The 21,613-nt window shown below is 54.0% G+C and carries 19 protein-coding genes and 1 pseudogene; all 20 read left to right on the top strand.

The features are described from left to right. A partial coding sequence (locus tag QMB55_RS06505; protein WP_497587867.1) for a transposase occupies window positions 1-480 on the top strand: 480 nt, incomplete at its 5' end. 23 nt (window positions 481-503) lie between these two features. Continuing rightward, entirely contained in the window at window positions 504-671 is a 168-nt protein-coding gene (locus QMB55_RS06500) for a dTDP-4-dehydrorhamnose 3,5-epimerase family protein (RefSeq protein WP_497587872.1), read from the top strand. A 234-nt stretch (window positions 672-905) separates the two neighbouring features. Beyond that, window positions 906-1,342 (top strand): annotated as a pseudogene (locus QMB55_RS06495) (SIS domain-containing protein); the annotation flags it as partial. Between the two features lie 2 nt (window positions 1,343-1,344). Next, window positions 1,345-2,619 carry a Vi polysaccharide biosynthesis UDP-N-acetylglucosamine C-6 dehydrogenase TviB gene (gene tviB, locus QMB55_RS06490; protein ID WP_497587866.1) on the top strand — a complete coding sequence of 425 codons (1,275 nt, stop codon included), beginning with the start codon at window positions 1,345-1,347 and terminating at the stop codon, window positions 2,617-2,619. Between the two features lie 8 nt (window positions 2,620-2,627). Next, window positions 2,628-3,653 (top strand): NAD-dependent epimerase/dehydratase family protein, encoded by a 1,026-nt coding sequence (locus tag QMB55_RS06485; RefSeq protein WP_497587865.1) that lies wholly within the window; start codon window positions 2,628-2,630, stop codon window positions 3,651-3,653. 483 nt (window positions 3,654-4,136) lie between these two features. After that, the gene (locus QMB55_RS06480; protein ID WP_497587864.1) at window positions 4,137-5,324 is read left to right on the top strand and encodes a lipopolysaccharide biosynthesis protein; all 1,188 of its coding nucleotides are present in this window, start codon (window positions 4,137-4,139) and stop codon (window positions 5,322-5,324) included. A 15-nt stretch (window positions 5,325-5,339) separates the two neighbouring features. After that, a complete protein-coding gene (locus QMB55_RS06475; RefSeq protein WP_497587863.1) occupies window positions 5,340-6,623 on the top strand; it encodes a glycosyltransferase in 1,284 nt (427 codons plus the stop codon). Next, on the top strand, window positions 6,616-7,878 hold the full coding sequence (locus QMB55_RS06470; RefSeq protein ID WP_497587862.1) for a hypothetical protein: 1,263 nt from the start codon (window positions 6,616-6,618) through the stop codon (window positions 7,876-7,878). Before QMB55_RS06475 ends, QMB55_RS06470 begins: the two co-directional genes overlap by 8 nt. 85 nt (window positions 7,879-7,963) lie before the next feature. Further along, the gene (locus tag QMB55_RS06465; RefSeq protein WP_497587861.1) at window positions 7,964-8,110 is read left to right on the top strand and encodes a hypothetical protein; all 147 of its coding nucleotides are present in this window, start codon (window positions 7,964-7,966) and stop codon (window positions 8,108-8,110) included. Between the two features lie 103 nt (window positions 8,111-8,213). Further along, a complete protein-coding gene (gene asnB, locus QMB55_RS06460; RefSeq protein ID WP_497587860.1) occupies window positions 8,214-10,085 on the top strand; it encodes an asparagine synthase (glutamine-hydrolyzing) in 1,872 nt (623 codons plus the stop codon). Continuing rightward, window positions 10,082-11,203: a glycosyltransferase family 4 protein gene (locus QMB55_RS06455; protein WP_497587859.1), complete on the top strand. Its 1,122-nt coding sequence runs from the start codon at window positions 10,082-10,084 to the stop codon at window positions 11,201-11,203. Before asnB ends, QMB55_RS06455 begins: the two co-directional genes overlap by 4 nt. 18 nt (window positions 11,204-11,221) lie before the next feature. Continuing rightward, entirely contained in the window at window positions 11,222-12,097 is an 876-nt protein-coding gene (locus QMB55_RS06450) for a dTDP-4-dehydrorhamnose reductase family protein (protein WP_497587858.1), read from the top strand. A gap of 21 nt (window positions 12,098-12,118) precedes the next feature. Continuing rightward, window positions 12,119-13,129, top strand: coding sequence for a polysaccharide biosynthesis protein (locus QMB55_RS06445; protein ID WP_497587857.1), 1,011 nt, complete (start codon window positions 12,119-12,121; stop codon window positions 13,127-13,129). Beyond that, entirely contained in the window at window positions 13,122-14,249 is a 1,128-nt protein-coding gene (wecB, locus tag QMB55_RS06440; protein WP_497587856.1) for a non-hydrolyzing UDP-N-acetylglucosamine 2-epimerase, read from the top strand. Before QMB55_RS06445 ends, wecB begins: the two co-directional genes overlap by 8 nt. A gap of 10 nt (window positions 14,250-14,259) precedes the next feature. Then, entirely contained in the window at window positions 14,260-15,483 is a 1,224-nt protein-coding gene (locus tag QMB55_RS06435; protein WP_497587855.1) for a glycosyltransferase family 4 protein, read from the top strand. Beyond that, window positions 15,480-16,427 carry a UDP-glucose 4-epimerase family protein gene (locus QMB55_RS06430; protein ID WP_497587854.1) on the top strand — a complete coding sequence of 316 codons (948 nt, stop codon included), beginning with the start codon at window positions 15,480-15,482 and terminating at the stop codon, window positions 16,425-16,427. The genes QMB55_RS06435 and QMB55_RS06430 overlap by 4 nt, the downstream gene beginning before the upstream one ends. Window positions 16,428-16,448: 21 nt before the next feature. Continuing rightward, window positions 16,449-17,009: a sugar transferase gene (locus tag QMB55_RS06425; protein WP_497587853.1), complete on the top strand. Its 561-nt coding sequence runs from the start codon at window positions 16,449-16,451 to the stop codon at window positions 17,007-17,009. 42 nt (window positions 17,010-17,051) lie between these two features. Then, window positions 17,052-17,153 carry a hypothetical protein gene (locus QMB55_RS06420; RefSeq protein WP_497587852.1) on the top strand — a complete coding sequence of 34 codons (102 nt, stop codon included), beginning with the start codon at window positions 17,052-17,054 and terminating at the stop codon, window positions 17,151-17,153. A 603-nt stretch (window positions 17,154-17,756) separates the two neighbouring features. After that, on the top strand, window positions 17,757-18,887 hold the full coding sequence (locus QMB55_RS06415; RefSeq protein ID WP_497587851.1) for a GumC domain-containing protein: 1,131 nt from the start codon (window positions 17,757-17,759) through the stop codon (window positions 18,885-18,887). 84 nt (window positions 18,888-18,971) lie between these two features. Continuing rightward, on the top strand, window positions 18,972-21,599 hold the full coding sequence (gene leuS, locus QMB55_RS06410) for a leucine--tRNA ligase (protein WP_497587850.1): 2,628 nt from the start codon (window positions 18,972-18,974) through the stop codon (window positions 21,597-21,599). The last annotated feature ends 14 nt before the right edge of the window (window positions 21,600-21,613 follow it).

Genomic DNA, 21,613 nt, shown 5'->3' with positions numbered 1-21,613 from the left:
CCAAGGCAAACACGGTATGATCAGCAACAGGACTCTAATCCAAACCGATACTCAACGCGGGGTGACGTCGCCTGGAAGCGTAGGCCGGGGGGGGCAGCAGGCCTAAAACGCATCTATCAGTCGGCGACCGCCGAGGAAGCCGAGCAGCGGCTCGGTGAGTTCGAGGCAAAATGGGACGACGAGTATCTGCCGATTAGCCAGTTCTGGCCTCGGAACTGGGCCCGGCTGATTCCGTTCTTCGACTACCCGCCGGAGATCAGGAAGGTGATCTACACCACCAATGCCATCGAGCCGGTAAACATGAGCCTCCGCAAGCTGATCAAGAACCGGGGCTCGTTCCCGAGCGATGAGGCGCTGATGAAACTGTTCTTTCTGGCGCTACGCAACATCAGCCAAAAATGGACGATGCCGATTCGGGGGTGGAAAGCCGCGCTGACTCGCTTTACCATCCAGTTCGAGGAACGAATTCCTCAGATGTGATTTGAAACCCCGTTTACACAAAAATTCGGACAGGTCCCTACAAGGCGACCGACTATTGCTCGCCCGAGCACGAGCGATGCATCCGCTGGGACGATCAGGAAGTTGGCATCGCATGGCCGTTGACTGCATTGCCGGAGCTTTCGGGTAAGGATCGCGATGCAGTCCTTCTGCGTGCAGCGCAATTGACATGACCGCCGCTGCGGGCATCGTCCAGTTGTCGGGGGCATCTGTGATTATCTCGTTCTCACAATGACGTCCGATTTTCCACGGGGGAGGGTAACTGCTATAATCTCTCTTTTGAGCAGGGGGGGCTCGTGTGTGGCATCGTTGCGGCTGTGGCCGGTAGTAACATCGTTCCGGTCCTAATCAAAGGGCTCAAGAAGCTCGAATACCGCGGTTACGACTCCGCGGGTCTGGCTGTCATCGCCGACAAACACCATGCGCTCTTCCTCGGCCGTGGCCGGCATTACCCGATCGCCCTAGAAGACGCGCTAAAGCTCAAGGAAATCTCCTACATCCACGCAGAAGCTTATCCGGCCGGCCGGCGAGTTCAAGCATGGCCCGCTGGCGCTGGTCGATGCCGACATGCCGGTGATTTCAGTGGCGCTCAACGACCTGCTCCTCGGCAGGCTCAAGTCGAACCTGAAGGAAGTGCAGGCGCGGGGAGGGGGGCTATACGATGCCGATTCCGAAATCGCCGAATCCGCAGGCGTCCACCATTTTGCGCCTGCCCGAACACTATGGCGAACTGTCGCTGATCCTGCACGTGGTGCCACTGCAATTGCTCTCCTATCATGTTGTGCAGGTGAAGGGGGGGGTGGATAAGCCAAGAAATCTCGCAAAATCCGTAACGGTGGAATGACTATGACTCAACAAGAAATCAATCTCGCGATCATTGGGCTCGGTTATGTCGGCCTTCCTCTCGCCGTTGAATTCGGCAAGAAGCGCCCGGTCGTCGGCTTCGACATCAACATCAAGCGCGTTGCCGAGTTGCAGTCGGGACAGGATCGCACGCTTGAAGTTGAGCCTGCCGCACTAAGAGCTGCCACTTTTCTGACTTATACGGCCGATACGGAAACCTTATGCTCGTGCAATGTTTTCATCGTCACGGTGCCGACGCCGATCGACGAACACAAGCAGCCTGACCTGACTCCTCTGATCAGGGCGAGTGAAACGATCGGCACGGTACTCAAGAAGGGTGATATCGTTATCTACGAGTCAACGGTCTATCCTGGCGCAACCGAAGAGGACTGTGTCCCGGTCCTGGAGCGGGTGTCAGGTCTCAGATTCAACGTCGACTTCTATGCCGGCTACAGCCCTGAGCGCATCAATCCCGGGGACAAGGAGCATCGTGTCACCACCATCAAGAAGGTGACTTCCGGTTCTACGCCTGAAGTGGCTGACCTGGTCGATGCGCTTTACCGTGAAATCATTACCGCCGGCACACACAAGGCATCCAGCATCAAAGTGGCCGAAGCGGCCAAGGTCATCGAAAATACACAGCGCGACGTCAATATTGCTCTGATCAACGAGCTGGCGCTCATTTTCAACAAAATGGGTATCGATACCGAAGGCGTCCTGCAGGCGGCTGGCACCAAGTGGAATTTTCTACCCTTCCGGCCGGGCCTGGTTGGCGGACATTGCATCGGTGTCGATCCTTACTATCTGACGCACAAGGCGCAGGCCATCGGTTACCACCCCGAGATTATTCTGGCGGGGCGACGTCTCAACGACAGCATGGGTGCCTACGTTGTATCCCAGCTTGTCAAGGCTATGACCAAGAGGCGCATCCATGTCGATGGGGCGCGGGTGCTCGTCATGGGGATCACCTTCAAAGAGAACTGCCCTGACCTGCGCAATACTCGCGTGGTCGACATCCTTGCCGAACTGAAGGAGTACAACGTTCACGCAGATGTGCATGATCCTTGGGTCGATCCCGAAGAGGCGCGGCACGAATACGGCATCACCCCGATTGCCCAACCTGAGGCGGGGGCTTACGACGCGGTCATCGTCGCAGTTGCGCATAATGAGTTCAAGGCACTTGGCGAGGCTGCCTTTCGCGCGTTCGGCAAGCCTCTGCACGTGCTCTACGACCTCAAGTATGTGCTTCCGGCAGCAGCATCGGACCTGCGGCTTTAGGAGGCGGCATGGCAACTCGATATGAGGCTCTTAAGACAGCGCTTGAAGCATGTCCAAAGACATGGCTCATCACCGGTGTCGCTGGGTTCATTGGCAGCAACTTGCTTGAAGCACTGCTCAAGCTGGGGCAGAACGTGGTCGGGCTGGATAATTTTGCAACTGGAAACCGACACAATTTGGACGAAGTCAGAACGTTGGTGTCGGCGGGGCAGTGGGAACGATTCCGTTTCATCGAAGGAGACATCTGTGATCTCGACGACTGCCGCCGTGTCTGTGACGGGGTCGATTACGTACTCCATCAGGCTGCATTGGGCAGCGTTCCGCGCAGTGTGAAGGACCCGCTTGCGTCCAATGCAGCCAACGTGTCAGGTTTTCTGAACATGCTGGTTGCGGCGCGTGATGCAGAAGTCAGACGGTTCGTTTATGCCGCATCGAGTTCTACGTATGGCGATCATCCTGGGTTGCCTAAGGTGGAAGAAAGAATTGGCAAACCACTGTCTCCGTACGCGGTTACTAAGTACGTCAATGAGCTCTACGCCGAGGTATTTGCGCGGACGTACGGCATCGAGTGTATTGGCTTGCGTTACTTCAACGTCTTTGGTCCGCGCCAAGATCCGAATGGTGCTTACGCTGCCGTCATTCCGAAATGGGCGGCCGCTATGATCCATGGAGAAAATATTTTCATCAACGGCGATGGAGAAACCAGCCGGGACTTCTGTTTCGTTGCAAATACCATTCAGGCGAATTTACTGGCGGCCACAACGCAGAGCCTGGAGGCCGTCAACCAGGTGTATAACGTGGCCGTGGGTGACCGGACAACACTGAATGACCTGTTTCATGCGCTGCGAACCGCACTTGTTAGGAACGGAATTAACTACACGCATGCCCCGATTTATCGGGATTTCAGAGGCGGCGACGTAAGGCACTCGCAAGCGGACATAAGCAAAGCAAAGCGGCTTATTGGTTACGAGCCGAGCGAGTGTATTCAGCAAGGGATTGATCAGGCGATGCCTTGGTATGTCAGCAACACCTAAATTTGTCTATGGCCAGAGCTTTCAACGGAAATGCCTTGATCATTCGGCCGAAATCGATAGGCTTTTAAGCTTAGCCCGGACGGAGGGGTTTTTGATATCGTTGGGAGCAATATTGTGACAGTTTGCTGAGATCGGTGCCGTGAAGACACGATGCTATACGGATGCACTACTCTTCGCTTCCGGCACTCTTTCCGGAGTCGCAAGAAAAGCAACCCAGTTTAGCCGCGGGATGGAAGTCCGTGTCAGCGGGCGGCGCCGAATTCGGCTTGGCGCATCCCGTGGCATGCTGAATAACCGCCCGCGGACGTTACGATTACGGAGCCGGCCTTCGCTAGAAGAATTTATGGCGTTGGGCGATAGTGGCGATCAAGAGGCCAAACGAGCAATTGTATTCACTGAGCAGGAAGGAGAATTGTTGGTGCTGACGACGACCAAGAAATCGAAAGGCGGAATTAGTTGCTCTCGTTCTGAAATACTTTTCCAATGCGCGGCAAAGTAATACTGGTTCTGTCAGGGGATGCTCTGTCAAAAGTCCTGCTGTTACTGGTTAATATCCTTTTGATTCGGGTGCTTACTGTGCCCGATTATGCCAAGTTTACGCTTATTTTTAGCGTTTTGATGTTGGGCTACCAGTTGGTTTGTGCAGCCATCGAACGCCTTTATATCGCAGATTTCGAAGCATTTTCCCCGCATGCGACACGTCTCTTGGCAGTTTCAGTCATGTTTTTTGGGGGGGTTCTCGTGCTGTATTTGTATTCATCAACAACGGGGACTGATTTATTGCTTTTTCTGCTTGGCCTCACCATCCTTTCTGCGTACCAGTTTGAGCGGATAAAATTTCAACAGCAGCAGCGATTTCGTCAATTTTCAGGGGTCGAACTGATCAAGAATGGTGGATGGTTTTTCCTTGTCTTGGGATGGGGGGCTTACTCGGGCGGAGCAACGCCCCTCTCGGCCCTAGGAAGTTTGTTTGTTGCGGCAGGGGGGGGGCTAATTTACATGCGGTTGGTTGCAGGGCGGAGCCTTCCATCGTCGAACAAGTCGGGTCCGGAAAACTCCCTTTCGACCATGCTTCGCAAGAGCAGTGATGTATTTCTATACACTTTACTCGCTGCACTAATGCCATATCTGCCGGTGTTCATGGTTAATTTGTCGGGTCAAAATGACACTCTTGCAACCTACGGCGCCGCCATGCGCTATCAAGGCATAATGGGAATGCTTGTGTACGCGCTCAACTCTGTATATTTGCCCACTATCTCACAGGCGTCCTCATGTGATGAGGCTCGGAGCTTTGCTTTTCGCTTCTATCGAACGCTTCCAATCGCCGGACTTACGGCTTGCATGGCGATCATTGGATTCTCAATTTGCATTCCATATATCGATGGCGGTCGTTATCCCATGACACCATACGTATTCGCAGTACTGGCGGCCTGCGGATTTCTCTCGCTGACCTCAATTCCTGCAGTGAATCAACTGCTAGCGCAGCGGCATTACCGCCAGATATTGATTGCCATTTCTTCTGGAATCGCGGTGAATTGGATTGTCTTTGTGGTGTTGAAGGGAGTATTTCCTATGTTAGGCGCAGCGCTTGCATCCCTTGCGGGGTACGCAGTTGCGAATTCAATAATCGTTTACTTCGGGTTTCGCTGCTTCTCTAGGCGCCCAGGTTAGATGTTTGCATCTTAGATGAAAGTGCTTGTTATCAATTACTACTATGCGCCGGTTGTTGATGCGCATGCTTATCGCTGGAGTCAATTGGCTCCCTATTTTGCCTTACAGGGTCACCAAGTTGAAGTAATCACCGGACGTGTAAACGGGCTAAAGGGCCAAGATAACCAAGATGGCGTATCTGTGACGAGAGTTGGGCTAAGAGCGCATACATTGTCAGAAGGGCTAGTAGGCACCTTCGGTGCAGCTCATCAGGACGTTCAACACCCGTTGATAAGGCTTAAAACTAAGATGTCATCTCGATGCCGAAATATTTATCGCAAACTGTACTGGCCAGACGGTCTCTGGCATTGGCTGCCCAGTCTAGCCATGGAGCTCTGGAAACGAAGAGATAAGAAGTACGATCTGATCGTTAGTTACTCCCCCGGTTTTGTTGCACATCTGGGAGCATATCTCTCGATGTCCATGTGGAAACATCGCTTCAAGTGGATTGCAGACTACGGGGATCCTTTCTCAACATCGGAGACAATGCAGCCAAATAACTTTCGCGTTTACCGAAGGCTAAATACCCTCGTCGAAGACAAGATTTTGAAAGCCGCTCAGTTGGTTGTCTTTACCAATGAGGCAACCCGACAGGCTTACGCCAGATCGTTTTTAATTGAAGAAAAGCTCCGCGTGCTTCCGCATTTGGTTGACGTGAGGGCTTTCTATGCGGGAGATCGATCTTTGCAGAACTTAAATCCCGACTCCATAAACAGGTTGCAGTTGGTCTATGTGGGTGGGTTTCACAAAGGGGTCAGAGTGCCTGATGGCATAAAATTGCTAGCAGACCTTCTCAAGGTGCACTTGCCATTTGAGTTCGATATTCATGTATATGGGCCGGATAATGGGTTTGATCTTGCCAATTTGCTGCCTGGGGTGATCCATTACCACGGACCGGTGCTTCGGGAGCGGGCGATAGAAATAATGAAATCGGCACATGGGTTAATCAATGTTGAGAATACTGATTGTGTGATGTCCCCAAGCAAGATCGTTGAATATGTTGGGACTGGCAGGCCGATCATAAACATTCGAGGCAATGGGGTTCCAAGTATTGTGCTTGACAAATATGAGCGGTTGGGATTTGTGATTTCTGTGCCTCCCGATCGGTCAAGAATTGATGTGAGCAAGTTGGTGCGCTTTGTGATGGGCGTGGTAAATTTGCAGGCAACGTATGCGGAGGTCGCTGAGGTTCTAGTTGAAAATAGTATTCAGGCGGTTGCACACGAATATTTAGGCGTAATTCGAGGGTGCGATGCTTGAGGCTAAGTTACTTCTCACTATGGTAGTGGTGGTTTTGGCCATTGCCTCCTTCCTCAAGAATCGTGATTTTTTCTCTCCTGTTAAGTTCTATTTGCTTTATTCGGTTTTTTTTTATTTTGGTATATTTGTTGATGACGTTCTAGAGATAACTTTGGCAGTATACGTGTTCTTGATAGGATGCATTGCCATTGCACTTGTCTTGGAGCCGCGAGCTACGTCTTTCGGGGTTGTGGGCCGCAATCATCGATGGTGGAAATACTCGGCAATATGGGCTCTATCGCTTCCTGGAATCGTGACGAAGGTTACTTTCGTTGTCATTGCGGGTGGTTTTATTGAGTATGTTAATAGCTTGGCTTATCGGGTTGTGGATTGGCAGGGTAAGGGGTATATCGTAATTTGGTTTTATATTATTCCAGCGCTAAATTTAGTGTATTTTTGTTATTTGATCACGGATTCTGGTCGATCAAGATTAAAGATGATATTATATTGCTTCCACTTCTTATTATTCGTAGCAATCGGGGTTCTAACAGCGTCCAGATCATATATAGCAATGACGCTTGTTGGAATGATTGTCTGCTACTCGTATCTTTCTAGGAGGGTTCGCGTATTAACATTAATTGCTGTCGCCGCTTCTGTTGTCTTGATGGTCGGATTTTTGGGTGCGGTAAGAAACCTCTATGGCGGCCTGGATAGCGACTCATTGTATGAAGCTGCTGGCAATAGTGAACTGGAGGTGACGCATTTTAGGTATGGAACTATACCCCTAGAGATCGTATTTTCTCAACCGGATCGGGAGCCAAAACTTGGGGTGACGTACCTTTCTCTTCTAACCAATTATATTCCAAGGGCGCTATACCCGGAAAAGTTAGACACGGGAGGAATCGTATTTACCCGTGAGTATGCAGGCGATCAGTGGGGGGGGCTCTCAAATCTGGCTACGGGAACAGTAACGGAGGCTGTTGTAAATTTTGGAAAGGAGTTTGGTGTCATAGTTGGGCTGTTGCTTAACCTTGTTTTTTTTCTGGCCGGTGTTTTTCTCTACAGAAATCTTCTCTCTAGAATGAGGAGTGATTTGACTGGGAGGGGGCTAAGCCCGGAGTGGATGGTCGGTTATTACTATACGATTATCGCGTTCGCACGATTGTCGTTTTCTGAGTTTACTGACGTTTTTCAAACTCTGATATTTTTTTGCGTTCTTCCAATTGCGCTTGTTACTCCTGTCTCTAAAATATTTCGATCTTTCGGCAGTAAATGAAGGCTTTAAGGATTAATTGAAAGAGTTAGTACGCCGTACGTTGTCGGCTGTATAATAAGTTTTTCCACCGAACCCGATTGAACCGATGAAACAACTGATTTTCGCTGAAAACGGATTTCTTCCGAAAGCTGAGAAGGCCATACTTGAAATGGAATCGGGCGAAATTGCGACGAAAATTGGCCAAAGTGTGCTGATTTCTTGTCGTTTTGATCGATTTCTTCTTTGTCATTGAATGTTTTCCCCGACAACGGGGGAGGGCAGAAGATTCCTAGCGTCCAATTTTTTGGGGTGTGGAACCCCTCGTTGTTAATGACAATTAATTAAATCTGTGTGAGGTGAAAAAAGTGTGTGGTATAGGCGGAGTTTTGTGGGCTGACGCCAGTAGCGATTTTGAATCAGCGCTGAATCTGCTAGCTAATCGTGGTCCTGATGGGCGTGGTGTCTATCAGACTGGATGTGCAACGCTGTTCCATACCAGGCTTTCAGTTATTGATCTATCTCAGAGCGCAGCCCAGCCGATGAGCTCTGTGTGCGGACGTTATCATATTGTATTTAATGGCGAGATATACAACTATCAACAACTAAGGAAATCGCTGAAGGGAGAGCATGACTTCCGAACCGAGTCCGATACCGAAGTCATTCTCGCGTACTTTGCAAAATTCGGACCGCGTGCGGTGAATTACCTCAGAGGTATGTTTGCTTTTGCTATTTGGGATGAAGAGAATAGTGAGCTCTTCGTGGCACGAGATCGCTTGGGTACGAAACCACTATTTTATACCTCCACAGCGGGGTCGTTTGGCTTTGCTTCACGACCCTCTGCCCTACTTTCGTTGCTGCCGTCGTTGGGTCGTGCGATTAGTAGACAAGCTGTTCGTTATTTCATGGAAGCGGGTTATGTGCCTGCACCTTATTCGATTTTTGACAATATTCACAAATTGGAGTCAGGGCATTACCTTACCGTTACTAAGAAGGAAGTCACGAAGACGCAATACTGGTCGGCAGACTCCATCGAGACAGATCAATCTTTAGAAGGTGTTCCGGAGCAGTGTTTGCTTGACGAGCTAGAGGCGTTGATCGACGAATCGGTGCGCCTACGGATGGTCAGTGATGTGCCCTTGGGGGCTTTCTTGTCGGGTGGAATCGACAGCTCGCTTGTCGCAGCATTAATGGCGAGGCATTCAAAAGAGCCAGTCCGGACTTTTACGATAGGTTTTCAAGACAAGGCGTTTGATGAAAGCGCATTTGCCGCGGCTGTTGCTTCCCATTTGGGCACGGACCATACATGTGAGCAGCTTGCGGTCGACGACCTTTTAGATCTCATGCCAACTTTCGTCAAACAGTATGATGAGCCGTTCTTTGATTACTCGGCCTTTCCTGTGATGGCGGTATCGCGGTTGGCGCGCCGATCTGTGACGGTTAGTCTATCGGGAGATGGGGGGGATGAAGCGTTTGGTGGGTATCATTATTACCAGATCATGAGCAGGCTTCAGCAGGCCCATCGGTATCCGAGAGTGCTGCGCAGCATTGCGGGCGCTGCCGCAGAGTTCGCACCAAATCAACGTATGCGCTGGATTGGTCGAATTTTAACTGCAGATGGTGCTGCGTCGGCCTATGCATTTATGAGGGGCGTTATCAAGGATGCGACCGACTTGATGGAACCCTCTCTATTGGAAGGAACGCGGCCGCTTTCTTGCCTTTTTGGTCTGCGCTCTGCAAAGTTCCCAGGGGATTTGACGTATGCTGAAATCGGAATGCGCCTCGATTTGGCCTACACGTTGCCTGACGACTACTTGCAGAAGGTGGATGTGGGGTCAATGGCTTTTTCTTTGGAGGCTAGGGACCCGCTGCTCGACCATAAGATCATCGAATGGGCTGCCAAATTGCCGCTGAACTGGAAAATTCGAAATGGGACCAACAAGTACCTCCTGCGTCAGTTGGCATATAGATATATTCCAAGAGGGCTTCTGGATCGGCCAAAGATGGGCTTTGGTGTCCCGATGGCGCAATGGCTAAGGGGCGGATTGCGCGGTTGGGGGGAGTCGCTGATGAAGGACGATCAGGCGTTCGGCGCCCTGGAGCTGAATGCACAGGCCGTGAGGTTATTGTGGAAGGCCCATCAGGACAAAAAACTGTGTGCACAAACATCTTTGTGGACTGTTCTGGTGCTACTGCAGTTCTACAGAAGTCAGATTGAGCAGGCTGCATGAAGATCGTAATTAACGCGTATTCTGCTCGCATGGGAGGGGGGCAGACTTACCTTAAGCATATCTTGGCAAAAATGCCAGTACGGGCGGACCTTGAGGTGTTGATATTTGCCCCGGCAGCGCTGAATTTGCCGCTTCATCCCCACATTAAACGTGTTCAGACTAGGTGGCCAACTACCAATCCGATGGCTCGCGCGTTGTGGGAGCATTGGGCTTTGCCAAGTTTCTTGCGCCGCGAACGGGCGGATGTGCTGTTCTGCCCCGGCGGAGTTGTGGGCTCTCGCCTCCCGGCAGGGTGCAAAGTCGTTACCATGTTCCGCAACATGATACCGTTTGATGCTGCTTTGGTCAGCAGGATGCCTTGGGGCTTGCAGCGGCTACGTAACGTAATTTTGCGGCGGGTGCTATTGCGCAGTATGGCAAATGCGGATTTGACCATTTTCATTTCGGACCACGCACGCGGACTCATCGAGCAACTGGCGCACATTCCCAATCCGGTGACCATCCCGCACGGGATCAGTGAAGCATTCCGTACGGTCGACCGCCCCTTGCCTCGACCGGAGGGGGCGCCGCATGGGCGATATCTTCTTTATGTGTCACGCTTTGATATTTACAAGCACCACCGAGAAATCTTACGGGCCTTTACCGCGTTGCCCGATGAGGTCCGCAAGGACTTGAGTCTCGTTTTTCTTGGTGAGACGGACATGCCAGAAGCCGAGCCTGTGGCTCGTCTAATACAGGATCTAGGTATTCAGGACAAGGTGTTGATGCCGGGTGCGGTTCCCTACGATAGTCTTCCGGCTTGGTATCAGCACGCGAATGCAATCCTGTTTGCTTCATCATGCGAGAATTGTCCGAATATTTTGCTGGAATCCATGGGGAGCGGACGTCCCGTGCTGTCGTCGAATATAATGCCAATGCCGGAGTTCGGCGGGAAGGATATTGTCTATTTTTCGCCATTTGATCCGAAGGATATTTCGCAGGCAATGCTTAAAATATTGGGCGACAAAGAGTGCGCGCAAAGAGTGGCACAAGCAGCGATGTTGCGCAGTGCCCGGTATGACTGGAAACTGACTGCGCAGGAAACCTGGGCGAGGATTATCGACTTGGGCGATAAATAAAACTAGGATGGGGTACGCATGAATCAGCAGAGAATTAAGAAGAATATTTTGGTCCTCGGGGCCTCCGGGATGCTGGGTAACGCAGTATTGAGGGTTTTTTCAGAGAGCGACGGGTTCGATGTGTTAGGAACCGTACGATCGAACCGCGCGCTAAAGTTGTTACCGCCGTCGGTCCAGCAGCGCTTGATTTCAGGTGTCGATGTCGAAAATGTGGATAGCCTCTTGGCAGTGTTTGGCCAAGTAAAGCCCGATGTCGTAATCAATTGCATCGGATTAGTGAAACAACTTTCGGAGGCTGACAACCCTCTTTCTGCTATACCCATCAATTCACTGTTGCCGCATCGTCTTGCGCGCGTGTGCGCACTATCTGATTCGCGACTTGTGCACATGAGCACAGATTGCGTTTTTTCAGGAGTGAAAGGGATGTACTGCGAGGCGGATATTCCGGATGCGACGGATCTTTATGGACGAAGTAAGCTTTTGGGGGAGGTTGATTATCCAAATGCCATTACTTTGAGGACGTCGATCATCGGCCACGAACTGGAAGGCGCGAGGAGTTTGGTCGGATGGTTTCTTTCGCAGAGCGGGTCGGTTAGGGGGTTCAAAAAAGCATTATTTTCAGGCCTGCCAACGGTCGAGGTTGCCCGCCTCATTCGTGATTTTGTCTTGCCAAATGCGCAGTTGCGTGGGCTCTATCATGTGTCTGCAGACCCGATCAACAAATATGACTTGTTGAGGCTTGTGGCGGATGCATATGGGAAGGTTATCGATATCAAAGCCGACGAAAGTTTTGTGATTGACCGTTCGCTCGATTCTTCACGGTTTCGCTCAATTACCGGATTTCAGCCAAAGCCATGGGGTGACTTGGTGCAATCCATGAAGGAATTCGGCTAATTCATTTTTTAAAGGTGAATCATGTTCAAGAACAAGACTCTATTAATAACCGGTGGAACCGGTTCATTTGGAAACGCTGTTCTCCAGCGCTTCCTGAATTCCGACATTTCTGAGATCCGGATATTCAGTCGCGACGAAAAAAAACAGGAGGACATGCGCATCTCATTGAATAGCGATAAGTTGAAGTTCTACATTGGTGATGTACGCAGCTATGACAGCATACATGATGCCCTGCGCGGAGTTGATTATGTATTCCATGCTGCGGCCTTGAAGCAGGTGCCGTCATGCGAGTTCTACCCGATGGAGGCGGTCCGTACCAACGTGCTGGGTGCCGAGAATGTGATGCGAGCGGCGATTGCCAACGAGGTGAAACGTTGTGTTGTTTTGAGTACCGATAAGGCGGTGTACCCGATCAATGCCATGGGGATTTCCAAGGCGATGATGGAGAAGATGATGGTGGCGAAATCGCGCCTGTGTGATCCGGGTAAGACGGTGCTTTCTGCTACGCGCTACGGCAACGTGATGGCCTCGCGAGGTTCTGTGATTCCCCTGTTTTTGGATCAATTGCGAGCCGGCAAGCCGTTGACGATTACCGATCCTAGCATGACCCGCTTTCTTATGACCTTGGAGGAGTCAGTAGATCTGGTTCTTTACGCTTTTGAGAACGCGCGTCCGGGGGATATCTTCGTGCAGAAGGCGCCAGCTTCCACCGTTGGCGATCTGGCTCAGGCGATGAAAGAAATGCTTGGGGCGAAGAACGAAATCAAGATCATCGGCACCCGTCATGGTGAGAAGCTTTACGAGTCCTTGTTGTCTCGCGAAGAAATGGCGCGCGCCGAAGACCTTGGTGGTTACTACCGGGTGCCGGCAGATTCGAGAGACCTCAACTACGCCAAGTATTTTGTCGAGGGCGAGACAGACGTTTCTAAACTGGAGGACTACACCTCGCACAACACCGAGCGGCTCAATGTGGATGGCGTAAAGAAGACACTGATGAAGTTGGAGATCATTCGCGAGGCCGTCAATGCGTAAGTTGAAGGTGATGACAATCGTCGGCACGCGGCCCGAGATCATCCGCCTGTCGCGCGTTATGGCGAAACTCGACCGGCATTGCGATCACGTGATTGTGCACACCGGCCAGAACTACGATTACGAACTGAACGAGGTGTTCTTCAGTGACTTGGGTATTCGCAAGCCGGACATGTTCCTAGAAGCGGCCGGCGCGACGGCGGCAGACACGATCGGGCAGGTCATCATGGCGGCCGACAAGGCGCTGCAGCAATATGAGCCGGAGGCCTTGTTGCTGCTGGGTGACACCAACAGTTGCTTGGCAGCCATTGCCGCCAAGCGGCGCAAGATTCCCATTTTCCACATGGAGGCAGGGAACCGCTGCTTCGATTTTCGGGTACCGGAAGAGATCAACCGGCGTATCGTGGATCACACGTCGGATATCAACCTCACCTACAGCGAGATTGCCCGCGAGTATCTCCTGCGAGAGGGCTTGCCGCCGGATCAGGTCATCAAGACGGGCAGCCCGATGCGCGAGGTGATCGAACATTACAAACCAGGGATTGATGCCTCGACGGTGCTGGAAAAACTCGGGCTTTCGGTGGGCCGATATTTCGTGGTCAGTTCGCATCGCGAGGAGAATGTGGATTCGCCAGAGAATCTGGCGAAGCTGTATGGCGTCCTGAATGCGCTGGCCGAGCACTATCGGGAGCCTGTGATCGTCTCGACTCACCCGCGCACCCGCAAGCGCATGGACGCACTGGGCTTGACCGCGAATCCGCTGGTCCAATTCCTGAAGCCGTTTGGCTTCCTCGATTACATCAAGCTACAAACCGAGGCTCGTTGCGTGCTGTCGGATAGCGGCACGATTACCGAAGAATCGTCCATCCTCAATTTCCCAGCATTGAACCTACGCGAAGTTCATGAACGGCCGGAGGGGTTTGAAGAGGCGGCAGTGATGATGGTTGGCATGAGCGTTGATCGAGTCATGCAGGGGCTGTCAATTCTCGATAGCCAGCCGAGGAGTGAGAATCGCGCACTGCGACTGGTTGATGACTACGCGCCGGACAATGTTTCGGAAAAAGTGTTGCGCATTGTTCAGAGCTATACCGATTTCGTGAATCGGAAGGTCTGGCGAAAGTGATAAACCGGCCATGCGCGTATTGATCGTCAGCCAGTATTTCTGGCCGGAGAGCTTTCGTATCAATGAGGTCGCAACTGCGCTTCGTGATGCGGGGTGCGAAGTTTGCATCCTGACCGGTCAACCCAATTATCCGGACGGGCAGGTGTTCGAGAGGTATTCAGCGTGTGCTATCACAGCCCAGAACTACCAGGGGTTGGATGTATTCCGGGTGCCGATCGTTCCGCGTGGCCGGGGCTCCGCGCTGCGTCTGATGATGAACTACTTGTCGTTTATCTTCTCGGCAGGTGTTCTTGGGCCTTGGTTGCTTCGTGGGCGTCTGTTTGATGCAGTCTTGGTGTTTGCCCCCTCGCCGATTCTTCAGGCAATTCCGGCGATCTGGCTGGCGAGATTCAAACGCGCAGTTTTGCTGACTTGGGTGCAGGATCTATGGCCGGAAAGCTTGAGCGCAAGCGGGTTCGTAAAGAACAGAACAATGCTCGAATGGGTTGGTGCCGTCGTACGCTGGATCTATCGCCACAACGATTGTCTTCTAGTGCAGTCCGAGGCATTCATTGCCCCTGTCACGGCAATCTCCGGCGGTACGCCTGTTCGATACCACCCGAATCCAGGCGACCTTGCTTCGGCAAATGCTCCGGAATCAGTAACAGAATTTCCGGTTGCGTTTGGCTCGGGGTTCAATGTCATTTTTGCCGGCAACCTCGGCACGGTTCAGGCACTGGATACGGTGCTGCAGGCCGCAGTGCTGCTTCGGTCCGAGCACGATATCTCTTTCATTCTGGTCGGTAGCGGCAGCCGTTCGGATTGGCTGCAAAGCGAGATTGCTCGTCTGGGCCTGGAAAATGTCAGGCTTGCCGGGCGCTTCCCTCTCTCGGCGATGCCGGCCATTTTCGAGAGTGCCTCGGCGCTTCTCGTCAGTCTGGTTCGCAGCCCCATCATGCGCCAGACGGTGCCTAGCAAAGTGCAGGCTTACTTGGCTGCCGGGAAGCCGATCATCGCAGCATTGGATGGTGAAGGTTCGCGTATTGTCGAGGAGGCTGGCGCGGGAGTGACGTGCCCTGCAGAAAATGCGGAAGCGCTGGCTGTCGTGGTGAAGCAATTGCGTGACATGCCTATTGGGGAGCGCGAGCGGATGGGAGCGAATGGAATCGCGTACTACCAGAAGAACTTCGAGCCAAGGATGTTGGCGAAGCGGCTTAAGCAAATCTTGAACGATACGTCGCGGAGGCCACGATGATACTGGTGACAGGCGCCTCGGGGTTCGTTGGGCGGCCCCTGGTTCGACGGCTGGTTGAGCGAGGTTCAGTCAGAGTCACTATGCGACGGCCATTGCCAGAGAAGCTGCCGGAGGGTGTCGACGTTGTTCGGGGCGAGTTGGCGACCGATCAGGAGTGGTCAGGGGCCCTGTCTGGCGTCGATAAAGTGGTGCACTGTGCTGCACGCGTTCATGTCATGAACGATCAGGCAGCTGACCCCTTGACCGAATTCCGCCGTGTGAACGTCGACGGCACGATGCGTCTCGCCCTGCAGGCGGCGCAAGCCGGCGTCAAGCGCTTCGTTTTTCTGAGTTCAATCAAGGTCAATGGCGAAGCGACGCAGCCGGGGTATCCATTCCTGGCGGACCAGCCACCGGCACCGGAAGATCCATATGGGATTTCCAAAAGGGAAGCAGAGGAGGGGCTGCGCACGCTTGCACAGGAAACCGGCATGGAGGTGGTCATCATCCGGCCGCCTCTGGTCTATGGGCCCGGCGTGAAGGCGAACTTTCTGGCCATGATGCGCTGGTTGAAGCGCGGAATTCCGCTACCGCTGGGGGCGGTGACGGAGAATCGACGCAGTCTGGTGGCGCTGGATAACCTGGTCGATCTCATCGTCACCTGCCTCGACCACCCTGCCGCGGCCAACCAGACCTTTCTGGTTTCCGATGCGGAGAGCCTTTCGACTGCAGCATTACTGCGTCGCATGGGCGATGCCATCGGCCGGCCGACACGGCTGATTCCGGTGCCGGTGCCAATGTTGCAGTTGGGCGCGGGGCTGCTCGGCAAGCGGGGCATGGCGCAGCGCCTGTGCGGTTCGCTGGAGGTTGATATTTCCAAAACCCGGGATCTTCTTGGTTGGGCGCCGTCGATCAGCGTCGATGAAGGCTTGCGGCAGACGGCGGAAGCCTTCATGCAAAGCTGAGTGAGTAATGCAGAGAGTGATATGAAGCGATTGTTTGATCTGGCGCTCGGGCTGTGCGCCGCGCTGGTTCTTGCGCTGCCGGTACTGCTGGTGGCGGTGCTTGTTCGGTTGACTTCGCCGGGCCCGGCGCTGTACTGGTCGGATCGCGTGGGCAAGGGCAACCGGATCTTCCGTATGCCTAAATTCCGCAGCATGCGGGTAGGTACGCCGGCGGTGGCGACGCATCTTCTAGCAGATCCTAAGGCACATCTGACACCGATCGGTTCGTTCCTGCGCAAGTCTAGTTTGGATGAGTTGCCGCAGTTGTGGAGCATTCTCAAAGGGGACATGAGTTTTGTCGGCCCGCGGCCCGCGTTGTTTAATCAGGATGATTTGATCGCGCTGCGCACCGAATGCGGTGTGCATGAGTTGGTACCCGGATTGACTGGTTGGGCGCAGGTTAATGGGCGAGATGAGCTCCCGATCCCCGAGAAAGTGAAATTGGATGCTGAATACCTGCAGAGAAAGTCGTTAGTATTCGATATTCATATTCTCTGGCTCACTTTCGTTAAAGTATTGCGACGTGATGGGGTGTCGCATTGATGTCGCGAGATTATCCGTGGTGCTGGCGGTCATGGCTGCTCGGTGGCTGAGGCAGTACTTGCTGCCGGTGTATCTGAGCTTGTTGGGTTCCGTGATGACGCTTTTCCGAAAACGGAGCCTGTTTGGGGAATCCCTGTGTTTTGAAAAATGGCTGACTGGAAGTTGTTTAAGGAACAAACCGACAGTTGGTTTGTAGCAATCGGAAATAACGCGGTGCGTGCCACAGCATTTCGTCTTCTTGAGGATGCTGGCCTAACTTTAGCAACAGTGATGCATCCCCGGGCGATGGTTTCTCCTCGGGCTACCCTTGGTAACGGTTCCACCATTATGGCGGGCGCGGTTGTGGGCGCAGAAGCCATCCTTGGACTTGGGGCGATTGTTAATAGCGGTGTAGTGGTAGATCACACACTGCTGTGTGGGCGATTTTGGTCATCTCGGAGTTGGGGCGGTTATGGCCGGTGGCTCGGTTCTTGGTAAGGGGGCGTGGATGCAAGCGAGCTCGGCTCTAGGATATGGCGTAGTGATTGAGCAAGACCGCATATTGGTGCCGGGAGAGATCGCGCGATGATTAGAGTGGTTTCTGCTTTGTGGCATGGTTTTTGAGTAAAAATTCTTTGGATGGCGCAATAATTCGGGGTGTCAATTTGTGGATAATTGTGGGGTGGCTCTGAGTAGTGGAATGCTGATGGTCATTTTTTGGCAATTTATCGAAACGAGCGAAGAAGTTGGTATTTCAAGGATAAAAAAATGAGTGAGAGCGAAGTGGTTCGGGATGATGAAATTAGCTTGCGTGAGCTAGTAATGACATTGATTGCCGCGTGGAAAGTATTGGTTGCAGGTGGTTTGGCTGGACTGGTGATTGGCGCTGCGGCGTGGTTTGTTCAAGGCTATAAAGGAGAAATGACGAATTACGTTCGCCAGGGGGCGTTGAACGTGGTCTCATGGAACGCTTTGGTCGCGGGCTTTCCAGGGCTTGCCGCGGCGCAGCTCGAGGTTGCAGGTGGCAAGGAAAGAAATGCGCGCGCCCTGGCAATGATGGGAGTGCCTGCCTGGTGGAAAACTAACGTTTCTCCCGCGTATGTGCTCTCCAAGAGCGATATCAAGGATCTTGCAGGCATTAGTAAGGCTGATCTCGATGCAGCCTCAAACAGCATCCAGCGAATTGCTGTGAAAGTGTCTGGCCGCTCGCGAGATGAGGTGAGGATCCTTGCAGTAGAGGTTGAGTCCTTCATCCGGAAAAGTGCCTTGTACCTCGCGCTTAAAAGCCAAATTAATGCGTATGAGCAGAGGACAGAGCAGCGCCCGGCGCAATTGCAGGAAGTCATTGCCAGAACGGAAAGGGAGTTGGTTTTCTTGGGGAAGCGTGTTGCTGTGCTTGAGGCATTGCGGCGGGAGTACCCGGATCAAAAAGGGGCAGCGTTCTCGCAGGTGATGGATCCAAAAGACTCTGCAGCCAAATTCTTGCCACTCAATACGCAACTCGTTGCGGCAAAGAGCGATCTTAATGAAGCACAGGAAAAATTAGCTCGCGCTCGCAGCGAGTTGGGCGAGATCGAGGTGTTGCGCAAATATACGGACAAGGCGTTAGGACTACTTGGCTCAAACAGCGATGGATTCGTCCTGGAGTCTGCCTTGCAAACAGAAGTGCGCGAACTTGCAAAGCAGGTCAGCGCTGAAAATCGTGATGGACAGTTGGCTGTTGCCAAGATCCAGAGTGACATCGATACAGCGATGGTTCAACGAGGGAAGTTGTTCGAAGGCCATCCCCATATTACTGTTGCACGGTCGGGGCTCGGCTTGCCTCTTGGTCTGGGCTTGATGGGGGGGCTAATGTTCGGTGTGCTTGCGATTTTTATTCGTAAGGCATTGCAACGTTGAAAATGGGTAAGGGGTTAGGATAGACGCAAGCGGCGGGGGACGGGCGTATAATCTCCCGTTTGATCTCTTACCATCGGCCCCGCCATGCAGGAAAAATACCAGCCTCAAGAAATCGAACTCGCCGCGCAGGCGCAGTGGAGCAAGAGCGCCGCTGCGCGTGCGGTGGAGGATGTCAGCCGCCCCAAGTACTACTGCCTCTCGATGTTCCCGTACCCGTCGGGCAAGTTGCACATGGGGCACGTGCGCAATTACACGATCGGCGACGTGCTGGCACGGTTTCATACCATGCTGGGTTACAACGTCATGCAGCCGATGGGGTGGGACGCCTTCGGTATGCCGGCGGAGAACGCCGCGATCCAGAACAACGTGCCGCCGGCGCAGTGGACCTACGCCAACATCGAGTACATGAAGGGGCAGTTGAACCGCCTCGGCTTTGCCATCGATTGGGAGCGCGAGCTGGCGACCTGCCGGCCCGAGTACTACCGCTGGGAGCAGTGGCTGTTCACCCGCTTGTATGAGAAGGGCTTGATCTACAAGCGTCTGGGGACGGTGAACTGGGACCCGATTGACCAGACCGTGCTCGCCAACGAGCAGGTGATCGACGGGCGCGGCTGGCGCTCGGGCGCGGTGGTCGAAAAACGCGAGATCCCCATGTACTACATGAAGATCACCGCGTATGCCGACGAGCTGCTGGCTGACCTCGACAAGCTCTCTGGCTGGCCCGAGCAGGTTCGCTTGATGCAGAAGAACTGGATCGGTAAGAGCGAAGGCGTGCGCTTTGCCTTCCCGTACGAGATTGACGGCCGAGCCGAGAAGCTGTGGGTGTTCACCACCCGTGCCGACACGATCATGGGCGTGACCTTCGTCGCCGTCGCCGCAGAGCATCCACTGGCAACGCACGCCGCGCAGACCAATCCCGAGCTCGCGGCCTTCGTCGAGGAATGCAAGCAGGGTGGTGTCGCCGAGGCTGATCTCGCGACGATGGACAAGAAGGGGATGCCGACCGGCATCTTCGTGACTCACCCGTTGACGGGCGAGAAGGTCGAGGTCTGGGTCGGCAACTACGTGCTGATGGGCTACGGCGACGGCGCGGTGATGGCCGTTCCTGCGCACGATGAACGTGATTTCGCTTTCGCCAAGAAATACGGCATTCCCATCGTCCAGTCGGTGAGCGAAAAAAGCGCCGACGGGCAAGAGAAGGCGTTCTCGACCGAAGCCTGGCAGGAGTGGTACGCCAGCAAGGATGGTTACTGCTTCAACTCCGGAAAATACACGGGCCTCGCCTACAAGGCCGCAGTCGATGCCATCGCCGCCGACCTTGCGGCGCTTGGCCTCGGCGAGAAGAAAGTGCAGTTCCGCCTGCGCGATTGGGGGATCTCACGTCAGCGCTACTGGGGCTGCCCGATCCCGGTCATTCACTGTCCGAGCTGCGGCGATGTGCCGGTGCCCGATGAGCAACTGCCGGTCGTGCTGCCCGAGAACGTCACCGTCACCGGCGCCGGCAGCCCGTTGGCCAAGATGCCCGAATTCTACGAATGCACGTGCCCGAAATGCGGCGGCGCGGCGCGACGCGAAACCGACACGATGGACACCTTCGTCGAGTCGTCGTGGTACTTCCTGCGTTATTGCTGCCCGGACAACGATCAAGCGATGGTCGACGAGCGCGTCGCCTACTGGTGCAAGGGCGGCATCGACCAGTACATCGGCGGGATCGAGCACGCCATTCTGCACCTGCTCTACTCGCGCTTCTGGACCAAGCTGATGCGCGACGTCGGCCTCTTCGGCACAGAACAGCTCGGCGAGCCCTTCGCCAACCTGCTCACCCAGGGCATGGTCGTTGCGCCGACCTTCTACCGCGAAGACGCGTTCGGCAAGAAAGACTGGATCAACCCGGCTGACGTTGAGCTGACTTGCGATGAGCGCGGTCGCCCGACCGCCGCGACGCTGCGTGCCGACGGCCAGCCGGTGGTGATCGGCGGCATCGAGAAGATGTCGAAGTCGAAGAACAACGGTGTTGACCCGCAGGCGTTGATCGACCAGTACGGCGCCGATACGGCGCGCCTCTTCATCATGTTTGCCTCGCCGCCCGACCAGTCGCTTGAGTGGTCGGACGCGGGCGTCGAAGGCGCGTACCGCTTCCTTCGGCGCTTGTGGCGCCTGGTGCACGAGCATGTCGAGGGTGGGCGGGTCGACACCTACCGCACCGGAGAGCTTTCGGCCGAACTCAAGACCTTCCGCCGCCAGCTGCACCAGACGATCGGCAAGGTTGCCGACGACTATGGTCGGCGCAAGCAGTTCAACACCGCGATCGCCGCAGTGATGGAGCTGCTCAACGCCTACGCCAAGCTCGGCGAAACGACGGCCGAGGCACGTGCTGTCCGCCAAGAAGCGCTCGAGGCTGTGGCCCTGCTGCTCTATCCCATCGTGCCGCACATTTGCGAAGCGCTCTACACCGAGATCAAACCTGGGCAAACTGTCGGGGCGCAGCGCTTTCCTCAAGTCGATGCCCAGGCGCTGGTGCAGGACGAAGTCGAACTGATGCTGCAGGTGAATGGCAAGTTGCGCGGCAGCCTGTCGGTGCCCGCCAGTGCCGACAAGGCGGCGATCGAGGCACTGGTGCTGGCGAGCGAAGTGGCGCAGAAGCATCTCGAAGGGCAGGCGCCGAAAAAACTGATCGTCGTCCCCGGACGTTTGGTCAACCTCGTGGTGTGATCAAGGAGCCGCGC

It is taken from the genome of Propionivibrio sp., from assembly GCF_041441355.1.
Taxonomy (GTDB): domain Bacteria; phylum Pseudomonadota; class Gammaproteobacteria; order Burkholderiales; family Rhodocyclaceae; genus Propionivibrio.
The sequence above is the reverse complement of the archived record's forward strand: the minus strand, read 5'-3'. Positions and strand labels throughout refer to the sequence as shown.

Excerpts from the sequence above, each read along its gene's own strand:
- QMB55_RS06415 (WP_497587851.1), top strand. The coding sequence starts at position 17,757 with ATGAGTGAGAGCGAAGTGGTTCGGGATGATGAAATTAGCTTGCGTGAG.
- QMB55_RS06470 (WP_497587862.1), top strand. The coding sequence starts at position 6,616 with ATGCTTGAGGCTAAGTTACTTCTCACTATGGTAGTGGTGGTTTTGGCC.
- QMB55_RS06425 (WP_497587853.1), top strand. The coding sequence starts at position 16,449 with ATGAAGCGATTGTTTGATCTGGCGCTCGGGCTGTGCGCCGCGCTGGTT.
- QMB55_RS06485 (WP_497587865.1), top strand. The coding sequence starts at position 2,628 with ATGGCAACTCGATATGAGGCTCTTAAGACAGCGCTTGAAGCATGTCCA.
- QMB55_RS06435 (WP_497587855.1), top strand. The coding sequence starts at position 14,260 with ATGCGCGTATTGATCGTCAGCCAGTATTTCTGGCCGGAGAGCTTTCGT.
- leuS (WP_497587850.1), top strand. The coding sequence starts at position 18,972 with ATGCAGGAAAAATACCAGCCTCAAGAAATCGAACTCGCCGCGCAGGCG.
- QMB55_RS06465 (WP_497587861.1), top strand. The coding sequence starts at position 7,964 with ATGAAACAACTGATTTTCGCTGAAAACGGATTTCTTCCGAAAGCTGAG.
- QMB55_RS06455 (WP_497587859.1), top strand. The coding sequence starts at position 10,082 with ATGAAGATCGTAATTAACGCGTATTCTGCTCGCATGGGAGGGGGGCAG.
- tviB (WP_497587866.1), top strand. The coding sequence starts at position 1,345 with ATGACTCAACAAGAAATCAATCTCGCGATCATTGGGCTCGGTTATGTC.
- QMB55_RS06445 (WP_497587857.1), top strand. The coding sequence starts at position 12,119 with ATGTTCAAGAACAAGACTCTATTAATAACCGGTGGAACCGGTTCATTT.
- QMB55_RS06475 (WP_497587863.1), top strand. The coding sequence starts at position 5,340 with ATGAAAGTGCTTGTTATCAATTACTACTATGCGCCGGTTGTTGATGCG.
- QMB55_RS06430 (WP_497587854.1), top strand. The coding sequence starts at position 15,480 with ATGATACTGGTGACAGGCGCCTCGGGGTTCGTTGGGCGGCCCCTGGTT.
- wecB (WP_497587856.1), top strand. The coding sequence starts at position 13,122 with ATGCGTAAGTTGAAGGTGATGACAATCGTCGGCACGCGGCCCGAGATC.
- QMB55_RS06450 (WP_497587858.1), top strand. The coding sequence starts at position 11,222 with ATGAATCAGCAGAGAATTAAGAAGAATATTTTGGTCCTCGGGGCCTCC.
- QMB55_RS06480 (WP_497587864.1), top strand. The coding sequence starts at position 4,137 with ATGCGCGGCAAAGTAATACTGGTTCTGTCAGGGGATGCTCTGTCAAAA.